The sequence below is a fragment of the Oceanobacillus sp. B139/18 genome, from assembly GCF_055524595.1.
This window is the reverse complement of record NZ_JBVFXI010000001.1, coordinates 202,071-222,010: the sequence shown is the minus strand read 5'-3', so window position 1 is coordinate 222,010 and position 19,940 is coordinate 202,071. Positions and strand designations below refer to the sequence as shown.

18 protein-coding genes and 1 pseudogene are annotated in these 19,940 nt (G+C 39.4%); 6 read left to right on the top strand and 13 right to left on the bottom strand.

What is annotated here, in order from left to right:
- Nucleotides 1-206: 206 nt before the first annotated feature.
- From pyc to ACZSMY_RS01020, 3 genes are all read right to left on the bottom strand, one after another.
- Nucleotides 207-3,647, bottom strand: coding sequence for a pyruvate carboxylase (pyc, locus tag ACZSMY_RS01030; protein WP_455725823.1), 3,441 nt, complete (start codon nucleotides 3,645-3,647; stop codon nucleotides 207-209).
- Nucleotides 3,644-4,828, bottom strand: a complete 1,185-nt coding sequence (ftsW, locus tag ACZSMY_RS01025) for a putative lipid II flippase FtsW (RefSeq protein WP_289584878.1) — start codon at nucleotides 4,826-4,828, stop codon at nucleotides 3,644-3,646. The genes pyc and ftsW overlap by 4 nt, the downstream gene beginning before the upstream one ends.
- A 768-nt stretch (nucleotides 4,829-5,596) precedes the next feature.
- The gene (locus ACZSMY_RS01020) at nucleotides 5,597-5,878 is read right to left on the bottom strand and encodes an Fpa/YlaN family protein (protein WP_042535242.1); all 282 of its coding nucleotides are present in this window, start codon (nucleotides 5,876-5,878) and stop codon (nucleotides 5,597-5,599) included.
- 290 nt (nucleotides 5,879-6,168) lie between these two features.
- Between ACZSMY_RS01020 and ACZSMY_RS01015 the strand changes: the two genes are divergently transcribed.
- A complete protein-coding gene (locus tag ACZSMY_RS01015; protein WP_256704876.1) occupies nucleotides 6,169-6,615 on the top strand; it encodes a hypothetical protein in 447 nt (148 codons plus the stop codon).
- Nucleotides 6,616-6,669: 54 nt separating this feature from the next.
- On the opposite strand, the gene ACZSMY_RS01010 is transcribed toward ACZSMY_RS01015, so the two are convergent.
- Nucleotides 6,670-6,951 (bottom strand): hypothetical protein, encoded by a 282-nt coding sequence (locus tag ACZSMY_RS01010; RefSeq protein ID WP_256704877.1) that lies wholly within the window; start codon nucleotides 6,949-6,951, stop codon nucleotides 6,670-6,672.
- 399 nt (nucleotides 6,952-7,350) lie between these two features.
- On the opposite strand from ACZSMY_RS01010, the gene ACZSMY_RS01005 reads away from it, so the two are divergent.
- Entirely contained in the window at nucleotides 7,351-7,554 is a 204-nt protein-coding gene (locus ACZSMY_RS01005; RefSeq protein WP_042535247.1) for a YlaI family protein, read from the top strand.
- Between the two features lie 130 nt (nucleotides 7,555-7,684).
- Here ACZSMY_RS01005 and ACZSMY_RS01000 read toward each other — a convergent pair whose 3' ends face one another.
- The gene (locus ACZSMY_RS01000; RefSeq protein ID WP_042535249.1) at nucleotides 7,685-7,993 is read right to left on the bottom strand and encodes a YlaH-like family protein; all 309 of its coding nucleotides are present in this window, start codon (nucleotides 7,991-7,993) and stop codon (nucleotides 7,685-7,687) included.
- Between the two features lie 172 nt (nucleotides 7,994-8,165).
- On the opposite strand from ACZSMY_RS01000, the gene ACZSMY_RS00995 reads away from it, so the two are divergent.
- Entirely contained in the window at nucleotides 8,166-8,339 is a 174-nt protein-coding gene (locus ACZSMY_RS00995; protein WP_175297073.1) for a DUF5325 family protein, read from the top strand.
- Here ACZSMY_RS00995 and ACZSMY_RS00990 read toward each other — a convergent pair whose 3' ends face one another.
- The 3 genes and pseudogenes from ACZSMY_RS00990 to ACZSMY_RS00980 form a co-directional block, all read right to left on the bottom strand.
- Nucleotides 8,340-9,146: an inositol monophosphatase family protein gene (locus ACZSMY_RS00990; protein ID WP_465147408.1), complete on the bottom strand. Its 807-nt coding sequence runs from the start codon at nucleotides 9,144-9,146 to the stop codon at nucleotides 8,340-8,342.
- A gap of 217 nt (nucleotides 9,147-9,363) precedes the next feature.
- Nucleotides 9,364-10,561 (bottom strand): annotated as a pseudogene (gene tnpB / locus ACZSMY_RS00985) (IS200/IS605 family element RNA-guided endonuclease TnpB).
- Nucleotides 10,562-10,794: 233 nt separating this feature from the next.
- Nucleotides 10,795-10,983 (bottom strand): hypothetical protein, encoded by a 189-nt coding sequence (locus tag ACZSMY_RS00980; protein WP_256704879.1) that lies wholly within the window; start codon nucleotides 10,981-10,983, stop codon nucleotides 10,795-10,797.
- A 586-nt stretch (nucleotides 10,984-11,569) separates the two neighbouring features.
- Between ACZSMY_RS00980 and ACZSMY_RS00975 the strand changes: the two genes are divergently transcribed.
- A complete protein-coding gene (locus ACZSMY_RS00975; protein WP_256704880.1) occupies nucleotides 11,570-12,193 on the top strand; it encodes a YktB family protein in 624 nt (207 codons plus the stop codon).
- A gap of 40 nt (nucleotides 12,194-12,233) precedes the next feature.
- On the opposite strand, the gene ACZSMY_RS00970 is transcribed toward ACZSMY_RS00975, so the two are convergent.
- Genes ACZSMY_RS00970 through ACZSMY_RS00960 form a run of 3 tightly spaced genes read right to left on the bottom strand, consistent with a single transcriptional unit; the run spans nucleotide 12,234 to nucleotide 14,385 of the window.
- Nucleotides 12,234-12,503 carry a UPF0223 family protein gene (locus ACZSMY_RS00970; protein WP_256704881.1) on the bottom strand — a complete coding sequence of 90 codons (270 nt, stop codon included), beginning with the start codon at nucleotides 12,501-12,503 and terminating at the stop codon, nucleotides 12,234-12,236.
- A 2-nt stretch (nucleotides 12,504-12,505) separates the two neighbouring features.
- Complete coding sequence (locus tag ACZSMY_RS00965) at nucleotides 12,506-13,468, bottom strand: NAD(P)H-dependent flavin oxidoreductase (protein WP_256704882.1); 963 nt, start codon at nucleotides 13,466-13,468, stop codon at nucleotides 12,506-12,508.
- A 20-nt stretch (nucleotides 13,469-13,488) separates the two neighbouring features.
- Complete coding sequence (locus ACZSMY_RS00960; RefSeq protein WP_465147407.1) at nucleotides 13,489-14,385, bottom strand: polysaccharide deacetylase family protein; 897 nt, start codon at nucleotides 14,383-14,385, stop codon at nucleotides 13,489-13,491.
- Between the two features lie 162 nt (nucleotides 14,386-14,547).
- Between ACZSMY_RS00960 and ACZSMY_RS00955 the strand changes: the two genes are divergently transcribed.
- Both ACZSMY_RS00955 and ACZSMY_RS00950 read left to right on the top strand, forming a co-directional pair.
- Nucleotides 14,548-16,092: a glycine betaine uptake BCCT transporter gene (locus ACZSMY_RS00955; RefSeq protein WP_256704884.1), complete on the top strand. Its 1,545-nt coding sequence runs from the start codon at nucleotides 14,548-14,550 to the stop codon at nucleotides 16,090-16,092.
- A 287-nt stretch (nucleotides 16,093-16,379) separates the two neighbouring features.
- Complete coding sequence (locus ACZSMY_RS00950) at nucleotides 16,380-16,760, top strand: hypothetical protein (RefSeq protein ID WP_256704885.1); 381 nt, start codon at nucleotides 16,380-16,382, stop codon at nucleotides 16,758-16,760.
- A 498-nt stretch (nucleotides 16,761-17,258) separates the two neighbouring features.
- On the opposite strand, the gene lpdA is transcribed toward ACZSMY_RS00950, so the two are convergent.
- On the bottom strand, nucleotides 17,259-18,665 hold the full coding sequence (lpdA, locus tag ACZSMY_RS00945) for a dihydrolipoyl dehydrogenase (RefSeq protein WP_042535266.1): 1,407 nt from the start codon (nucleotides 18,663-18,665) through the stop codon (nucleotides 17,259-17,261).
- 3 nt (nucleotides 18,666-18,668) lie between these two features.
- Nucleotides 18,669-19,940 carry a dihydrolipoamide acetyltransferase family protein gene (locus tag ACZSMY_RS00940; protein WP_193063285.1) on the bottom strand — a complete coding sequence of 424 codons (1,272 nt, stop codon included), beginning with the start codon at nucleotides 19,938-19,940 and terminating at the stop codon, nucleotides 18,669-18,671.

Sequence of the window (19,940 nt, the reverse complement as noted above, 5' to 3'; positions counted from 1 at the left end):
TCAATATTCCAGCAAAAAAGAAGGAACCTTGCTTGCACTTAAACAAGGGTTCCTTCTTTTTTATCCATAGCTTTAATCTGAATCGGCTCCGATTGAGAGTTTATCCTTCTCTATTTATACGAGTTGGTGTATCCCCTCCCCCCAATAATCATCCATTACGCAACAAGCCCCTTGGCTGATTCACCAAAGGGCTGTTTTAATTTTGTTTATTCAAATTCAATCAATAGATCATTTACCGCAATCGAGCTGCCTGCTTGCGCATGGATTTCTTTAACCACTCCATCAAGCGGAGCCTGTACGGACGTTTCCATTTTCATTGCTTCGTTGGTCATCAGATGCTGTCCCTTTTTAACCGTATCGCCTTTCGCACAATGTACTTCAAGGACGGTTCCAGGCATCGTTGCACCTACGTGCTTTGGATTGGATTTATCTGCTTTCGGATTAGCTGCAATCGCAGACTCAATACTATTATCACGGACGACGATTTCTCTGCTCTGCCCATTTAATTCGAAATAAACAACACGGGTGCCGTCTTCTTTCGGCTCCGAAATAGAAACCAGCTTCACAATCAGGGTTTTCCCTTTTTCAATTTCTACTTCAATCACTTCACCAAGCTTCATGCCGTAGAAGAATGTCGGTGTGTCTAATACAGACATATCGCCATACGTATTCAAGAAATCCTCGTAATCTTTGAATACCTTTGGATATAATGCATAGGAAATCAAATCATGACTGTTGACCGGACGATTCAGTTCATTATAAAGTGTATCACGCATCTCTTTAAAATCAACGTCTTCCAATAGCTCCCCAGGTCTTACAGTGATTGGTTTTTTATCTTTTAAAATCAGCTTTTGCAGTTTTTCCGGGAAGCCTTGGTAAGGCTGTCCGATATATCCTTGTGCGAATTCAATCACCGAATCAGGGAAATCAATGGATTCGCCTTTTTCATAGATTGTTTCCTCTGTTAAATCGTTTTGCACCATGAAAAGCGCCATATCTCCGACCACTTTGGAGGATGGAGTAACCTTGACAATATCACCAAACATATCATTCACCGTACGGAACATTGCTTTCACTTCATTCCAGCGATCGCCAAGCCCTACCGCTTTTGCCTGCTGCTGCAGGTTGCTGTATTGACCGCCTGGCATTTCATGCTGATAGATTTCTGTATGCGGCGCATTCATGCCGCTTTCGAAATCTTTATAGAACTGGCGGACACCTTCCCAATACTGGCCAATTTCTTCAAATTTTTCAATATCCAGCGCTGGTTGATATGCTTTTCCTTCTAAAGCATAGTACAGTGACTGTGCACTTGGCTGAGAAGTCATCCCTGCCATCGAACCAACCGCGACATCAACCGCATCGACTCCTGCTTCAATCGCTCTCGAATAAGCGTACACTCCATTGCCGCTGGTATCATGCGTATGCAGGTGAATCGGAATATCGACGGTTTCTTTTAATGTGCTGATCAGCTGATAGGCTGCTTCCGGCTTCAGCAAGCCTGCCATATCCTTGATTCCCAGAATATGAGCGCCAGCTGTTTCCAGTTCTTTAGCCATATTCTTATAGTAGTCAAGATCATATTTTTGTCTGCCTGTGTCTAGAATATCACCCGTATAACAGATTGCAGCTTCTGCAATTTTATCCGTTTTGCGGACGTTATCGATGGCTACCTGCATGCCCTCCACCCAGTTCAAGCTGTCAAAAATACGGAATACATCAATACCGGCTTCGGCACTTTTCTTCACAAATAATTCGATTACATTATCCGGATAGTTTTTGTATCCAACCGCATTGCTTGCACGCAGCAGCATCTGGAATAACACATTCGGCATGCGCTTTCTCAAATGCAGCAGTCTTTGCCAAGGATCCTCTTTCAAGAAACGGTAAGCAACATCATAGGTTGCACCGCCCCACATCTCTACAGAAAATAGATTTGGCAGTAATTTTGCTGTCGGCTCTGCAATGTGCAATAAGTCATTGGTACGAACGCGTGTAGCCAGTAAAGATTGATGGGCATCACGAAATGTGGTATCGGTCAGCATCACCTGTTTTTGATCCTTCAGCCATTTAGCAAGTCCTTCTGGACCGCGTTCATCTAAAATTTGTTTCGATCCCGGCTGTGTTTCAATATTTTCTGTGTTCGGAATAATCAATTTATCAAAATCTGGTTTATCCTGCTTTTCCGCACCATCTACGCCATTTAACGTGGTGTTTGCAATATACGTCAGCATTTTGGTTCCGCGGTCACGGCGTACTGGGAAAATAAACAATTCTGGTGTTTTATCAATAAACGTCGTATCATATTCTCCGGATAAGAACTGTTCATGCAGCATCACATTTTCCAGGAATGGAATATTTGTCTTGATTCCTCTAATTCGGAATTCTTTTAAGTTTCGCACCATTTTAATGGTAGCCTGTTCAAAATCAAGCGCCCAGGTAGAAACTTTTACTAATAATGAATCATAGTGAGGTGAAATAACTGCTCCCTGGTACGCATTTCCTGCATCGAGACGGACACCAAATCCGCCGCCGCTGCGGTAAGCATTGATTTTTCCGGTATCCGGCATAAAATCATTCAGCGGGTCTTCCGAAGTCACACGGGATTGAATCGCATAACCTTGTGTTGTAATTTTATCCTGTGTTGGAATACCTACTTCCTTATCATGAAGTCCAAATCCATCCGCAATCTTGATTTGCGTCTGAACGATGTCCACACCGGTAATCATCTCGGTAATCGTATGCTCTACTTGCACACGCGGGTTTACTTCGATAAAGTAAAAATCGTTTTCGGTTACCAGGAATTCCACCGTACCCGCATTGAGATAGTCGACATTTTTCATCAAATCGACAGCTGCCTGACAGATTGCTTCTCTCAGCTCTTCGTTTAGAGATAAGCTTGGAGCTACCTCAATCAATTTCTGATGACGGCGCTGTACAGAACAGTCTCTTTCATATAAATGAATAATATTCCCTTGGTTGTCACCAATAATCTGTACTTCAATATGTTTCGGATTTTCAATTAATTTCTCTACATAGATTTCATCATTCCCAAAGGCAGCCTTTGCTTCTGATTTTGCGCGGTCATAAGCATTGTCCACTTCATTGGCATCCTGCACCACACGCATGCCTCTTCCGCCGCCGCCAAGCGAAGCTTTAATAATAATCGGATAGCCATGCTTATCTCCGAAAGCTTTGACTTCTTCTAAAGAGTTAACCGGGCCGTCACTACCCGGAATAATTGGTAAATCGGCAGCCAATGCTTGTTCTCTTGCTTTTACTTTATCTCCAAACATATTTAAATGCTGGCTGGTAGGGCCGATAAAAATAATGCCCTCTTCTTCACAGCGCTTTGCAAATTCGATGTTTTCAGAAAGGAAGCCATAGCCCGGATGGATTGCATCCACATCTACTTCTTTTGCTAAAGCAATGATTCCTTCGATATCTAAGTATGCGTCAATCGGCTTTTTCCCTTCCCCGATTAAATAAGCTTCATCCGCTTTAAACCGGTGAAAGGAAGACGAATCTTCGCTGGAGTAAACAGCTACAGTGCGAATATTTAACTCGGTACAAGCCCGGAATACACGTATCGCGATTTCTCCTCTGTTTGCAACTAATACTTTGTTAATTTGCTTTAAGTCTGTCATGCTTTACCACCTCTGTACGAATTGATAGATTTTCTGTGGAATAAACTAGGCTTAGGAGCCAGTTCTTCCCTTTCACTTTCTTTCTTATTAACTTGCATAGCTATATTATTAAGAATCCCCATGGATATCATCATAAACAGCAAAGAGGATCCTCCATAACTGATAAATGGCAAGGGAACACCTGTAATTGGCAGAACCCCGCTAATTGCGCCTAAATTAATAAAAGTTTGAATGCCTATCATCGATGCAATCCCAAGTGCAAGCAATGAACCAAAACTATCCTGGCATCGTCTGGAAATATAGAGTCCTCTAAAGACAATGGCAGCAAGTAAACCTAAAACGATCGCTACCCCTACAAATCCGAGTTCTTCCGCAATAATGGCCATAATAAAATCCGTATGACCTTCTACCAGAAAGCCCAGTTTTTGGATACTTTGTCCTAATCCTTCTCCTGTCCAGCCGCCCACACCAATCGCAACATACGACTGGATTAATTGATACCCGTTTAAATCCGGCGAATTAAACGGCTGGTAAGCACCAGTAAAACGGGAGAGTCTTTCTTCCGTTACCATGTTTGGAATGGCAAATGCAAGCAGCAGCAAGCCGGCAAAAACAAGAATAGATAAATGTCTCCATTTGATACCAGAAGCAAAGATAACAGAGCATGCCATCAAAAATATAATAGCAGCTGTTCCAACATCCGGCTGCGCCACAATTAATCCAAGAACGACGGCAGTGATGATAAGCGGAGGCAGCACTCCTTTGCTAAACTGGTCTAAGTAAGCCTGCTTTTTAGAATATATTGCAGCTAAATACATAATCAGACCAAGCTTAGCGACCTCTGCAGGCTGCAAGCTGAATGGACCAAACCGAAACCACGACCTTGCATTATTGACTGTATCTCCAAAGAAAAGAACAGCTACAAGTAAGATAATACAAGATATAATGATTATCTTCATCAGTCTTTGATAGATTTGGTACGGCAAGAAGGATGTAACCGCGAATCCAATAAGTGCAACAATAAAGAAGACTAATTGCCTGTTAAGATAAAAATTACTGTCTGAACCTTCCACAACAGCTAATACCATACTTGCACTATATACCATTACTACTCCAAAACCAGCTAATAGAATTGGCGTAATCATCAATGTGAAATCGAAGTGCTTCCAATTTTTTAACATTATTTTTCTCCTAGTCACTATGTAAGTTTAAGTGTGTGTTCAAAAAGTCCGTTAAAAAAGACCGAGAAGTTCGAGGCAGCGCAGCTTTGAGCAACGATTTTAATGGGGCGAGTAATCGCAGTCCCCAGCGGAATGTATGCCGTTAAATACATGAGCAACGGCTTTAATAGACCGAGTAATCGCAGGTCTCAGCGGAAAAGCAAGCTAACGAAGAAATTCGATGTGTCATTTTTGGCGGACTTTTTGAACATCCTTTTTTAAGAGATTTTTAACAGTATATCATATTTTTAATAGAGCTGTTATAATTATCTCTCATTTGTCAGTATACATTTTTTAACATATAGGAAACAACAGGAAGCTCTAAAAATTTATTCTAACCTGCATGGTTACGCATTTTTTAGTATTCCAACCATTCTTCAGCTTCCTTTTGTTACATATGTAATTATTTCATTTTCATTTTTGAAACGTCTTCATCTTTTCTTTCCTAATTTAAGATTCAGCCAGCCTTCATGTATTTTTCTATCAATTATAGTAAGGGTAACATGGGCATACACATTAAAAGCCGCCATCTTTCGATGTATCCTGCCTAAAAAGTGAAAGCTGTTGCCGAACTTTTTTGGATTCAAAGCTCAAATTCAGCCGTGACTACTCCTGAATAAGAATCAATGCACACTGACAATTGTTATCCTCCAACTTATAAAAAAACCTTGCCGTTTGTTAAATTGGCAAAGTTTTATTATGGTACTGTCCCAGCAGCGGCAAATATACTCACAATGTACGTTGTGAAGCCTCATGTAATATATTAAGCTTTTTCTCCAGGTTTCCCAATAAATTTCGTCCTTCTTCTTCTGTAATCAATTCCAGACGAACTGCAAAATCAATTTCTCTAGATAAGCCAAACATCTGCGTATCCAGTACATCTTCATATACAGGACATTGTGGCATCGTCAAATTTTCTATCTGAACCTCGATTAAACGAAGTATCTTATCAGCATCAGCTTTCAAAAGAGCGTGGGCTTTTTCACGGTGATTAATCGTTACATCAGGCATCAATATAATCCCCTCCGCATTTTAACATTCTTTATATAATATTATCGCTACAAGCACAAAAATGCAAACATAACTTAAGTATAATGTTAAAAATACGCTTTTTATTCCTTTTTTTGTTAAAATCAAGGGCAGGCAGATGTTGCAGCTTTCTGAATTAAAATAGATGAAAGTACTCCTAATCTTTGCTATTCTAATAGTTGGAAGTACGTGCAAACTGCATTTGTGAAGCAAACGCTTCCCTATCTTGATTTGCACTGCATGTATGTATATACGTAGGGGGATAAAATAATATGATCGTAATGATTAAAGGAAATGTCGGCTATCCTATCACACTTGATCCAACTGTATGGATTTTTGATGATAGAAAAGTGGAATTAGAAAATGCTTTTACGGAACCAGAAGAACAAGAAACATTTACTTCAAACTTTCAAAAACCGCCTGTAAACCGGAGTATCTCGAAGATGGAAGGGGAAGCGTATTTAAAAAACAGCTATGTTATCCCATTGCATGATTTTCTGAATAATGCAGAACCAAAAGCAGACGCTGCGAAAGTTGAATTTATTAAAAGCAATGGAGAAAACGAAAAAATAGCTTTAGAAGACGCCAAGAATGGTTATTTGCTTTTTTCCTTAGAAGGAAAGCCGCTTCGTGAAGATGGTCCCGTTCACTTTTATTATAAAGATGGCTCTAATCAGGATAATCCAATTAAGTATATTAAAGAAATTCATATTCATTAATCATTAACAAAGTCCGCCCGCTGTCTATAAAATAAGCAGCGGGCGGACTTTCTATTATCTTTTTTCATTTTCTTCTTTTGACAGCTGATTCATTTCAGCCTTTTTTTCATTATAGTACTGTACTCCAAATTGCGACCCCTCGGAAACCATTTTAGCATTTTCCAATTGGTCCAATTCTTCTTCCGCAAATTCATCAGGTTTTCCGGCGTTTTCAAATACCCTTAAAGTTCCCAGCGATGATTTTATTTTTTTTCGTTTCTTTCTATCTGTCAATAATACACCGGCAACACCCGCTCCGACTGCTCCTAATGCTGATACCACATATCTTTTTTTCATGTTATCATCCTTTCCATAAATTGAAACTTCATTTTACTTAAGAAATCCCTTTCCCCTGCTTCCTCAGGCAAAATAGGATTGCTGAAAATCAGGTACTTCTTTATTGTTATCATTCCCACTTCTCACCTTTTCAAACTTTGATTATTTAATTAGCTCTATAAAATATGCTATACTTATAGTGTGTTATATAAGAGAATGCTCAAAAAGTCCAATAAAAATGACACGGCAATGCGCAGCGGTAGTCTAGTGCCGGAATTGCGCCAGAACGCTTCGATGAAGTACGTAATCCCAAATCTGGAACATCGCATTCATAGCTGGCCGGTCTTTTTCATCATACTTTTTGAACAGGCACTTTCTAAAGAATTTGTTTTACTCTTATTACCGAATTGAGGTGGAAACATGCAGGTTAAATGCACCATATGCGATAAAGTGGAAGAAATAGAAAATAATTCACCACATGCGAAAAGATTGCGCAATCGCAGAAAAAATATTCATTTATGTACTACTTGCTATGACCGCATTGAAGAAAATACAAAAAAAAGACTGGCAACAGGAAAATTTCGCTTTTATCAAGAAGAAAAGAAAGTAGATGATTTCCTATAACCTGTATTTTTTTATTCCATTAAAAAGCAGAGAAGCCGATTATCGACTCTCTGCTTTTTTTAGTGATATCCACTTTTTCCTAATAACTTTCTCCGATTTAAAAACGGACGGCTTCTCATACTTTTTTTGCTTATGCATTATCCTCTTGTACATCGCTGCGATTTTTTCTCTCTCGATGCAGACGAAAACGGTATATACCCAACACTAATATGATAATTATCAAGCATTCTATTGTAGGCATTCTCATTACCGTGGAGAAGATAGTTATAACAAATGTTCCAACCATTAATAGTATGTATACAATGATATTTTTTGCAATCGGGAGCTTTTTTGCAAAGCCCAGCTGATAAGCTATTGCTGAAAGAATTAGATTCATTACATAAAAAATCCAGAAAATATTGTCGGTTCCATTCAATTCAAAGACATAATCAAATACCATAACTTACATGCCACCTTATCTAATAGAAGATACACATTTACACGCTTCCTTAATCATACTAAAAGTGCTTTCATATGACTAGAGAAAAATGAAAAATTATATGTCTGTTTTTTGAAGTTCTCGTTATTATCCTTTATACTGGTTTGTGGACAAATAGTAAAGGCGGTTAAAAATGAAGAAAATTGATATTTCCATGCTATTATTAGCATTTCTAGTTGTTCTGTTATTTATTTTAGTGGGCTTGGCTATTGCTTTCCGAAATGTATGGGCCATCATTTTATGTATTATCCTAGCATTTTCTGTATTCGGATTTGCAATGTCCAGAAAGAAAAAAAGGAAGGGATGATTATTTCCTTCCTTCCTTTAAAAATCCTATAATGGAATCATGGATTGCAGGATTAGCCACGACAGCCGGTGCTCTTTCCAGCGGGTTCCAAGGGTTTCCGTCTACATCTCCGGCAACACCGCCAACTTCCTGATTCAATATAATTCCGCCGGCAACGTCCCATGGTGCCAGACTTAAAGCAAGATAAGCATCTTGAACCCCTTCAGCTACACTCGCTAATTCTAATGCTGCCGATCCAATTGTCCGTGTACCTCTTACCGTACGCACAAATTTTTGCATAACTGGATAAGCTACCACACGATTCTCACATAACCAAAAATGGTTCATGCCGATAATAGATTCTTCCAATTTTTTCTTTTTATCCAATGGTTCTAATCGGGTTTCATTTTTAAAGGCACCTTCACCGCGCTTAGCATGGTAAAGCTGATTACCCATCACATCATAAACAAAACCAATCTCACCTATGCCATTATGTAGAATACCAATAGATATTGCAAATGAGCGTTTTTGGTGGACAAAGTTCATTGTTCCGTCAATCGGATCAATAATCCATATAGTCCCGTCGACACTATACAATGTGTCCCCGAAGCCTTCCTCGCCAATAATGTGATGCTCTGGATAAGCTTGATGAATCCGGTCTACAAAGAATTTTTCCGTTTGTTTATCCAGTGCCGTTACTAAATCATTCGGATTAGATTTTGTTTCAATATCCAGTGGATCATTCATATGCTCTCGAATTTCGGCCCCTGCCTCATATATCCAACGTTTTGCTGTTTCATAAATTTTCTGTCTTTGTTGCTGATTCATTTATATATCGCCTCCAAAAACTACATGTAAGCTTATTTTATCAGACTCCTCTTTATTAAACCAATCCTAAACTTACTACAAAGGAATAATTGAGGATGGAAATATTCAATAAACAACCCTAATATGCTCTTTCTTTTGAACTACCCCCACTTACCAACCTTCAAGGTGCTTGAAGTGAGAGATTCCTAAGAACACCAACCCATCGGTCAGTTATGGATTAGACTAGCCCCGCAGTCCCTGCGGTTAATCGCAATGCTTCCTTACGAAGATTCCTGCTTGCGTTCCTATCTCTTTGATGATGGTATTGACAGATATCACACGTCCATGCACGCAAAGCAAGGTTTTTAACTCCTTTGTTTTGGTGTCCACAATGAGAACATAACTGACTGGATGGATAGTTTTTCGCAACTACAACAACCTGCATTCCATAACAGGCCGCTTTATATTCCAGCATCGTTCGGAACGTTGACCAGGATACATTTGCTAATCGCTTTCGCAAGATTTTGATTCTTTAACATGTTTTTCATAAACAAATCTTCTATCCCGATGATATTGTGGTTTAGGCCAACAGGTTGTTGGTCATGCAAGCGTTGCCGCAGGACGCGGCGGTTTTAGCTTGTCTCCTTATCGGTGGAGATCTTATCCACCATGTCTTTTCTTTTATTAGCAATTTTTTCATGAAGCCGGGCTACTTTTCGTTTTTGTTTCTGCCAATTCGCCGAGCCCACCTGTCGCCTTGAAAGAATCACCTGCGCTTTTGCCAGCTTCTTTTCTAATGTCTGGAAAAACCTTGGATTTTCATACTCCGTCCCATCGGAAAGGGTAGCAAAATCGGTTAATCCGACATCGATGCCTACAGAGGAACCTGTTTTTCATCGTGTCCAATTTCCGTTTCAACTACAATCGACACAAAGTACTTGCCTGAAGGATTGCGCCGGATCGTTGCACTCATAATACGCCCTTCCACCTCCCGACTTTTGGCAAAACGAACCAATCCGAGCTTAGGCAGTTTGATATGTTTATCCAATACAGCAATGTTTCCATTGACATATTTGGTTGTATACGATTGAATAGGGTTCTTCTTCGATTTAAAATGAGAGCCTTGTTCTGTTTCTTGTAATAACGTGTATAGGAATCGTTCACGTTTTCAACGGCTTTTTGAAGGGCAATGCTATCAACTTCTTTGAGGAAGGGATAAGTTTTCTTCAATTCTGGGACCGCTTTGATTGCCTTATTTTTATTGAAAAATTCGCCCTTCCAATTATTTTGAAGAAGCTGTCCGTTTGTACCATTTCATTCACCGTATGCCAATAGTGGTCTTTTTCTTTTTGTTTTCCTGTAAAATAGTTGTAGACAAAACGGGAGCAGCCGATTGTCTTATGGATGAAGGTGATTTGTTTTTTGTTCGGATAGATGAAATGCTTTTGTTATTTTCATAGCTTCTAACCTCCTCCTGTCTATTATAGTAGAAGAAGGACGAACTCGGAATGTTTGTTCGATTCGATGTTGAACAGTTGTGACACTCCAAATCAATCTTTTGTGCTTAGGAGATTCATCTCCCCCTTATCTCTACGCGCTTGAAGAGGGAGTTTTCTCTCCTTTTTTTTGATAAAGAAAGCGGCTATATATTAGGGTATTCTAATATTATTTAATCGATAAGGCTTATCCACTGCTCACTGAGCTGCTTCAGCCTCTCTTTAGATTTGATAATTTGTACAGTGTCTTTCTCCTGCATCGCATCATATAACGTAGCCAATTCATAATCAATTTCTAATTTGATGACAGGGAGACGTTCTTCTGCTTCTTTTCGACGGAGAGCTTCCATAACATATTTCATCCTATCACTCCTTTATAAGGAAATTCACAGTTCACTTAAGGGCCAACCATTTCTTTTCGTTTCATGTATGTGCTATATATTATGATTCACAAGGTAATTTGTTCACTAAAAACTAAAAAATCAATTTATTTCTTACCTCTCTATACCCTCTTTTTGAAGTACTAAACATTTCCCGGGATTTTAAAAAACAAGAATACCACTTGATCTTTAAATCACCGGTGTCCTCGCCAAAGAGATATCCGCTACGGGAAGTCGCTTTCCGCGGGCAACATTCAGCCTCCTCAGAAGAAAACCGCTTTCTGCGGGGTCTACGCCTGTCGGCTTGCCAATCGCTAAGTCTTCTTTAAAGGAGATGAGCTCGGGACCCACGGAAAGCGGAGTATAGTTCTAAGATCTAAGATTACTCCCCCGTGACACCCGTTGGAACGGCTAGCTTCAGCTATTTATACTTTCCTAATCTTTAAAATATTGCTTTTAAATATTCCTTTTTAAGGTTTCCTGCTCTCGCTTGACTTCTTATTTCAGATAAAGAATAATAATTTATATTGAAAAAGGTATATATTAATGACGGAAAGGATGGTATTTTGTGGAATTATATCATTTTACAAAAGAAGATTTTCAAACATTTGCAATCGATGGGTTAGACGATCGTATGGAAGCTATCCAGAACAGAATACAGCCAAAATTTCAAGCAATCGGGGAAGAACTCGTCTCTTATTTGTCTGAGAAAACAGATCAAGAGCTTTATTTACATATTGCCAGACACGCACGCAGAAGTGTAAATCCGCCCAATGATACCTGGCTGGCAATCGCAGATAACAAAAGAGGCTATAAAAAACACCCTCACTTCCAAGTTGGATTATTTGATGATCATTTATTTATCTGGCTGGCTCTTATTTATGAATTACCGAACAAATCAAAAATTGCAGCAAGCTATTTAGATCATTTTGAAGAAATAAAAAGTCTTCCTTCTTCCTTTGTTGTTTCATTAGATCATACTAAAAAAGATGCAATTTCCCTGGAAGCATTAACTGAAAAAGAGGTAGAACGTTTCCGTGATGTAAAAAAAGCCGAGTTTTTGATCGGCAGACATCTATCCTGGGATGATCCGATTTTACAAAATGATAAGGAACTATTTACAATGATAACCGAAACATATGAACAGCTGATTCCGCTTTATAAATTAGCAATCGACAGCCGTGATGCATAAAAAATCCCCCTAAACAGATAAAAGTTTAGGGGGATTTTCTTCATTTTATCGAAATAAAATCATCTTGAGACTCTCTTGCTTTTTTCACAGCATGGTAGCTGGAATATCCAGAAGAGCGCTTAAACTCTTCAAATAATTGTTTTTCTTCACTTTTTGACGGAACAATCTCTTTAAAACGCCGATATAAAGAAAGAAGATCTGACCGTCGGACCTTTTTCTCGTATGCCTGCTCGATTAATGAAAAAAAATTGACAACATCAATAACCTCATTAGTAGACCACGTTTCATCCATCGGATACGTATAATTCATTTTTACACCTCTTTACCCCATTTTTCTTTAATTCCGTCTGCTTCCCGTATAATGGAGTCCATCACTTCTTCTACACTTAAAATCTGCTGAATACGGCTCACGCCTTGGCCTGCCCAGCCAAAACCATCTGAAGCCTTTCCAGAATGGATATATTTTTGATTTACCTCTCCACTAATATAATCCTTTAACTGCTCATAATTATTCCCGTACTTTTCTTCCAGCGAAAGAATATTTTCTGTAAATGGCGTTCGTAATGCCCTTGCAGGTGTGCCTAATGAACGTTTAATAACTACGGTATCTCCTTCACCGGCAGATACAATTGCTTTTTTATAATTTATATGCGCCTGAACTTCCTTTGTTGCAATAAATCTTGTACCCATTTCAATGCCTTCCGCTCCAAGAGCAAGCGCAGCCATCAAGCCTCTCCCATCGACGATACCTCCTGATGCAATGACTGGAATTTCAAGTTCATCCGCTACTTGCGGCGCGAGAACAATGGTGCCTGTATCGCTTCTGCCCAAGTGGCCCCCGCCCTCTTGTCCAACAACCATCACAGCATCCGCTCCTAATTCCTGCGCTTTTACAGCCTGTCTGACGGAGGCAACCAAGACAAGTTTTTTAATAGGATGTCCTTTTAGCATATCAAATACACCAGCAGGATTTCCTCCAGTTACAGACACAACAGGGATTTGCTCCTCTATAGCCGCCTTTACCATGTGATCAAATTTTCTGCCATGCTGCCCAATAGCAAAGTTTACACCAAACGGCTTTTTTGTTAGCTGCTTTACTTTTTGAATTTCTGCTTTCAAGCTTTCGGGAGATTCTAAGCTCATCGCAGTAACCTGCCCCAGACCGCCGGCATTACTTACTGCTGCAGCAAGGTCAGCATAGGCCAAGTAAGCCAATCCCCCTTGAATAATCGGATATTTAATATTTAACAGCTTGGTAACCCTAGTTTGATACACGGTGTCCCCTCCCCATGTTTTTATTCTAATGTTTCAATTAACGTTGGATCAGCCATCTCATAACCTTGCTCTCTCAAGCCGTCAATAACGTCTCCCAGTGCTTCATTCGTCCATTCGCGGTCATGCATCAAAATATTGGCTCCAGGCTGCAATAAGGAATAGTTAATATCTATTTCAGGTGCTTCTCCTGAAATAAGAGCTTCTTTTAATTTATCTGCATCCTGATATTCCTCAAAATAGTCAAAACCGTACGTCCAATTCATTAAAACCATTCCTTCTTCCTTTACAACCTCGCGTGAATGATCTGAATTCGCGCCATGTGGTGCCCGAAAGAATTGCGGACGTTCACCAATAATTTCTTCAATTTTATCGTTTAGGCTGACGATTTCCTCTGTCTGTTCATCCTCAGGAATTTCCGGAATCACCGGATGAGAATACGTATGGTTACCGATTGGGAATCCCATTTCATGGATGGTTTTCAACGCCTCTTGTCCTTCTTCATCTTCAATAAAGTGTCCATTCACAAAGAATATTGCTTTCGCATCCTTTTCCTGCAATGTTTCAGCCATTTCCAGAGCATACTCATCAGGTGCATCATCAATGGTTAGAAGGACTACGTTCTCATCTGCATCATCAATAGGGTGAATTGCTGCTGTTTCTTCGTCTATGTAGTAAACCGGCTCTTGATTTTCTTCGGATTCATCATTCACATCTTCATCTTCCGTTCCTTCTGCGTCTGGTTCTTCCGTTTGATCAGACTCATCACTTTCTCCATTGTTCTCCGTATTTTCTTCTGTATCATCTGTCTGTTCTTCTGTTTGACCGTCGGCATTTTCATTTGTAGCTCCTGAATTACAGGCAGCAAGGACACCAATTATAAAAATAACCATCAACATCAAACTGCTTTTCTTCAACATTCTACAAAAACCTCCACGTTTCATAATAGTTTACTAGTATTATTATAGGTTAATATGTTACAATGAGCAATCGTACGGCTCACATAGAAAAAACAGAATATCTTGTTTATTTCTTACTAACAAGGGTATTTTACTAAATAACAGGTAGGAGGAGATTTTTTAGTGAAGAAAGTAACAAAAGTTTTCTGGATTTCGTCAGCAATCGTACTGCTTTTTATATTGTGGGGCATTATCCCGCCAAGTGTTTTACCAACTGCTAATTTGGATAACGTAACAGGTACCATTCAAGCCTTTATCGTCAATCATTTTAGCTGGTATTACTTAATAGTAACGACGATATTTATCGGGGTAGCTTTTTTCTTAATATTTTCGAAGTATGGAACCATTAAATTAGGAAAACCCGAAGATAAACCTGAATTTAATTATATTAGCTGGTTCGCTATGCTGTTCAGTGCCGGAATGGGTATAGGCCTGGTTTTCTGGGGTACTGCAGAGCCTGTTTTACATTTATTTGACAGCGCCCCTTATGGTGAACTAGGGACAACTGAAACTGCTGCAGTAGCGATGCAATACAGCTTCTTCCACTGGGGCTTCCACCCTTGGGGAATTTACGCCATTGTCGGTTTGGCATTAGCTTACTTTAAATTTCGTCATAATTCGTCAGGATTAGTAAGTTCTATATTAGTTCCACTTTTCGGCGATAAAGTGAAAGGCGGCTGGGGGACAGCCATTGACACTTTAGTTGTCTTTGCTACTGTGTTTGGTGTAGCAACCTCTTTAGGCTTTGGAGCAATTCAAATCAGCGGAGGCCTCGCCTACGTTTTTAATCTCGATTCCGGGATCATGCTTCAGCTTATTGTTATAATTGTTGTTACCATCTTATTTATTATCTCTACGTTAAGTGGAATAAATAAGGGTATTAAAGTCCTCAGTAACGCAAATATTGTTCTTGCTATTGCGTTAATGCTATTTTTATTATTCGTGGGTCCAACTGATTATATTTTAAGCTTATTTACAAATACAGCAGGAAATTACATTCAAAACCTTCCTAGTATGAGCTTGAGATTAGATGCATTTGACACTGGAAATACAGAATGGATTAACGATTGGACAATTTTCTACTGGGCATGGTGGTTAGCATGGGCTCCGTTTGTAGGAACATTTATAGCTCGGGTTTCCCGAGGCCGTACAATACGTGAATTTGTTATTGGCGTATTACTCGTACCTACAATTTTTGGAGCATTATGGTTTACTGTATATGGTGGTACAGCAATGTACTTTGATTTACAGGGAACAACGAATATTGCCAGCGAAATTAGTCAATACGGAGAAGAAGTAGCTCTGTTCTCTCTGCTTGAAAACTTCCCATTTGGAACAGTCCTTTCACTGATTTCTATTTTATTGATTGCCATATTCTTTATCACATCAGCTGACTCAGCTACATTTGTACTCGGAATGCAAACAACAGGCGGAAGCTTATATCCTCCTTATCAGGTTAAATTAGTATGGGGAATTGTGCAGTCAGCTACCGCTGCAGTGTTGTTGTGGCAAGGAGGATTAGGGGCTTTACAGACTGCTTCCATTATTGCAGCCTTGCCTTTCTCAGTAATAATGATTTTAATAGTTCTCTCTCTGGTAAAAACATTGAAACTGGATGCTGCTGATATCGAAAGAAGAAGACGAAAACAACTGCAAAATAAAACGTAGTTAACAGGATTAATCTCAGAAAGCTCCCCTTGAGTATCGTAATTATAAATCACACGATGCTTAAGGAGAGCTTTTTTATGTCCAGTTTTCGACACCAAAACACGTTTAGCATTACTTTTCATTCAAAAGTATTACACATTGCTACAGAAGAATGTTACTCTAATATCATTTTCGTTACTATTTTATAACATCTCTTAAATACTGGATTTTATTTGTTAAACTATTTATATCCAGCGAAAACAAAAGTGACAGTGATTGCTTTTATTTTCGGGAAGAGGTGACATAGAATGAAGAAATTTGGTATCATTCTACTTTTATTTACTATGATTCCCATATTAAATAGCTGTCAACATGAAGAGAACATGCAAGTTATTGAATTTGAATTTACAGACTATCATGTTATATATGTTCCTCCAGCTGAAGATAATGATAGTTATATGAATACATTTGTTGATTTGAAGGCAAAATATCCAGATGAAATTTCCAGTCCGGAAAAACGTACCATGGATAATCAGGAGCTGCCGTCAGATTATACTTTAAATAATAATAGTGTTTACTTACTTAAAGATGAAGATGTTATTTACTCCATTGAAAATCACATGTCGCGCGGGGATCTTATGGAGACATTAGAATCCATTGTCAGCGCAAGTGATCAAATTATTTACTAGAATCCGCATCAATGAATAAAACCCTTTAGAATAAATTTATTGCATGATAAAAGGGGGCCAGGCACCTGCTTTAATAACCCAAGGTGTCTGACTCCCTTTTTATATAAGAATAAGCTTATATATTTTGCTATTTCATGAGGAACATATTCTCGATCATCATACTTGCTTTTTGATTAAATATCCGGCTTTTTTAGAATTGGTATTTGTGCGCAGCTCCTTCAACCGCCACTCCCCTTTCCGGCGTACAAATGTTTTCGATGGGACGAGTAATCGCAGCAATGTTGTCAGGGCGGAAAAACACTACACTTTCCATGGGCTTGCGCTCATCTCCTTTAAAGGAGATGAGCCAGGGGCTCACGGAAAGCGGAGTGTATTTCTGGGGCCTAAGATTACTCTCCCCATGAAACCGTTGGAGCGACTATCCTCAACATTTTATACTTTCTTACTGTTCAAAAAAGGCATGCCCGTATCCGGTGCATGCCTTTATCTTCAACAAAATTACATTGTGTGGATTGGAGTACCCAAGCCTACTTCTGCAGCTTCCATCGTAATCTCACCTAGTGTTGGATGAGCATGGATAGTTAATGCAATATCTTCTGCTGTCATTCCAGCTTCGATAGCCAGTCCGATTTCAGAAATCATGTCACTCGCATTTGGACCAGCGATTTGGCCGCCGATGATAAGACCATCTTCTTTGCGGGTAACCAGCTTCACAAAACCTTCTGAAGTGTTTAACGATAATGCACGTCCATTTGCTGCAAATGGGAATTTCGCAGCTTTTACGTCATAGCCTGCATCTTTCGCAGCTTGTTCAGACAGACCTACTGTTGCTAATTCAGGTTCCGTAAATGCTACTGCCGGGATAGCGTTGTAGTCAATAGCTGCTTTTTCACCGCTGATTGCTTCTGCAGCAATTTTAGCTTCATAAGATGCTTTATGAGCAAGAGCCGGACCAGGAACGATATCACCGATTGCAAAGATGTTGCTTACAGAAGTTCTTCCTTGATTATCTACTTTAATCAAGCCTCTGTCATCTTTTTCAACACCAATTTGTTCTAAGCCAAGTTCTTCTGTGTTTGGACGGCGTCCTACTGTAACAAGTACGTAATCAGCTTCAATGACTTCTTCTTTGCCATTTGCTTCATAAGTTACTTTTACGCCATCTTTTGTTTCTTCTGCACCTTTAGCCATTGCTTCTGTAACAATTTTAGCACCTTTTTTATCCAGCGTTTTTTTAACAACTTGTGTCATTTGTTTTTCAAAGCCGCCAAGAATATCTTTAGCACCTTCTAAGAACGTTACTTCTGTGCCAAAGTTTGCATAAGCTGTACCAAGCTCAGTTCCAACATAACCAGAACCGATAACAACTAATTTTTCAGGAACTTCAGTTAGAGCCAATGCTCCTGTAGAATCCAATACTCTTTCAGAGAATTTGAAAGAAGGGATTTCAATTGGTGAAGAACCAGTACCAAGAATACAGTTGTTAAATTTGTAAGTTTGAGAGTCTTTTTCGCCGGCAACTTTTACCGTATGCTCATCTACAAAGTAAGCTTCCCCTTTTACAATATCCACTTTATTTCCTTTTAACAGTCCTTGAACACCAGAAGTAAGTTTGTTTACAACAGATGCTTTCCAATCTTGTACTTTAGAGAAGTCAAGACTTACGTTTTCTGTTGTAATACCTAAATCATCAGAGCCTTTTGCATTCTGATATTTGTGCCCTGCTTCAATAAGTGCTTTAGAAGGAATACATCCAACGTTTAAACAAACGCCGCCTAATTCACCTTTGTCAACAATTGTAACCTTTTGTCCCAGCTGTGCTGCACGAATTGCTGCAACGTAGCCTCCTGGACCAGCACCAACGACAAGTGTGTCTACTTCTACCGGGAAATCTCCTACTACCATGACTTACGCCTCCATCATAATTAATTGTGGGTCATTCAATAAACGTTTGATTTGGTTCAATGCATTTTGAGCAGTTGCACCATCAACGATACGATGATCAAAGCTTAGGGATACAGCAAGAACTGGAGCCACTACGATTTCACCATCACGAACGACAGGTTTTTCAGCAATACGACCAATTCCGAGAATAGCTGCCTCTGGATAGTTTAATACTGGAGTGAACCACTGACCGCCAGCTGAACCAATATTGGAAATCGTATTGGAAGCACCTTTCATTTCGTCTGGTTTCAGTTTACCATCTCTCGCTTTAACTGCCAATTCATTGATTTCATCAGAAATCTGGAAGATGGATTTTTTATCTGCATCTTTCACAACCGGCACTAAAAGTCCGCGATCTGTGTCTGCAGCAATTCCGACATTGTAGTAATGTTTTTCTACAATTTCATCCGTTGCATCATCAATGTAAGAGTTAAGGATTGGGAATTTCTTAGACGCAGATACCAATGCTTTAACGACATATGGCATGTACGTTAACTTGATTTCCTGTTCTGCTGCAACTGCTTTGAATTTCTTACGGTGAGCTACTAATTCTGTAACATCCACTTCGTCCATTAACGTAACGTGTGGAGCTTTTGATTTAGAGTTAACCATTGATTTAGCAATTGCTTTACGCATTGCTGTCATTTTCTCGCGTGTTTCCGGATACTGTCCTTGTGGAGAAGCAGCTGCTTGTGTATCTTCAGAAGTTGCCGGTTCTGCAGATTCAGAAGAAGCCTCAGGCTGATCTCCGCTTAAGAAGCTTTCTACATCTTCTTTTGTAATACGTCCGTTTTTGCCGGATCCTTGTACATCTTTAATATTCACATCATTTTCACGTGCGAATTTACGAACAGATGGCATTGCGATAACACGCTTGTCATCTGATTCAGTTGCATTGTCGTCAGACGCTTGATCCGCATTTTCTTCCGCTTTTTCCTCTTTTGATTCCGAAGAAGCATCGTCTGATTTAGTATCTTCCTCTTCTTCATCATCGTATCCTTCTGCATCAAATGAAATTAACGTATCACCTACAACTGCAACTTCACCTTCTGCCACATGGATTTTTGTAACTGTTCCGTCTACCTGAGATGGAATCTCAACGACAGATTTATCATTTTGAATTTCACAAAGCACATCGTCTTCTTTTACTTCGTCGCCTTCTTTAACGAACCATTTAACGAGCTCGCCTTCGTGAATTCCTTCACCGATATCTGGTAATTTAAAATTAAATGCCAT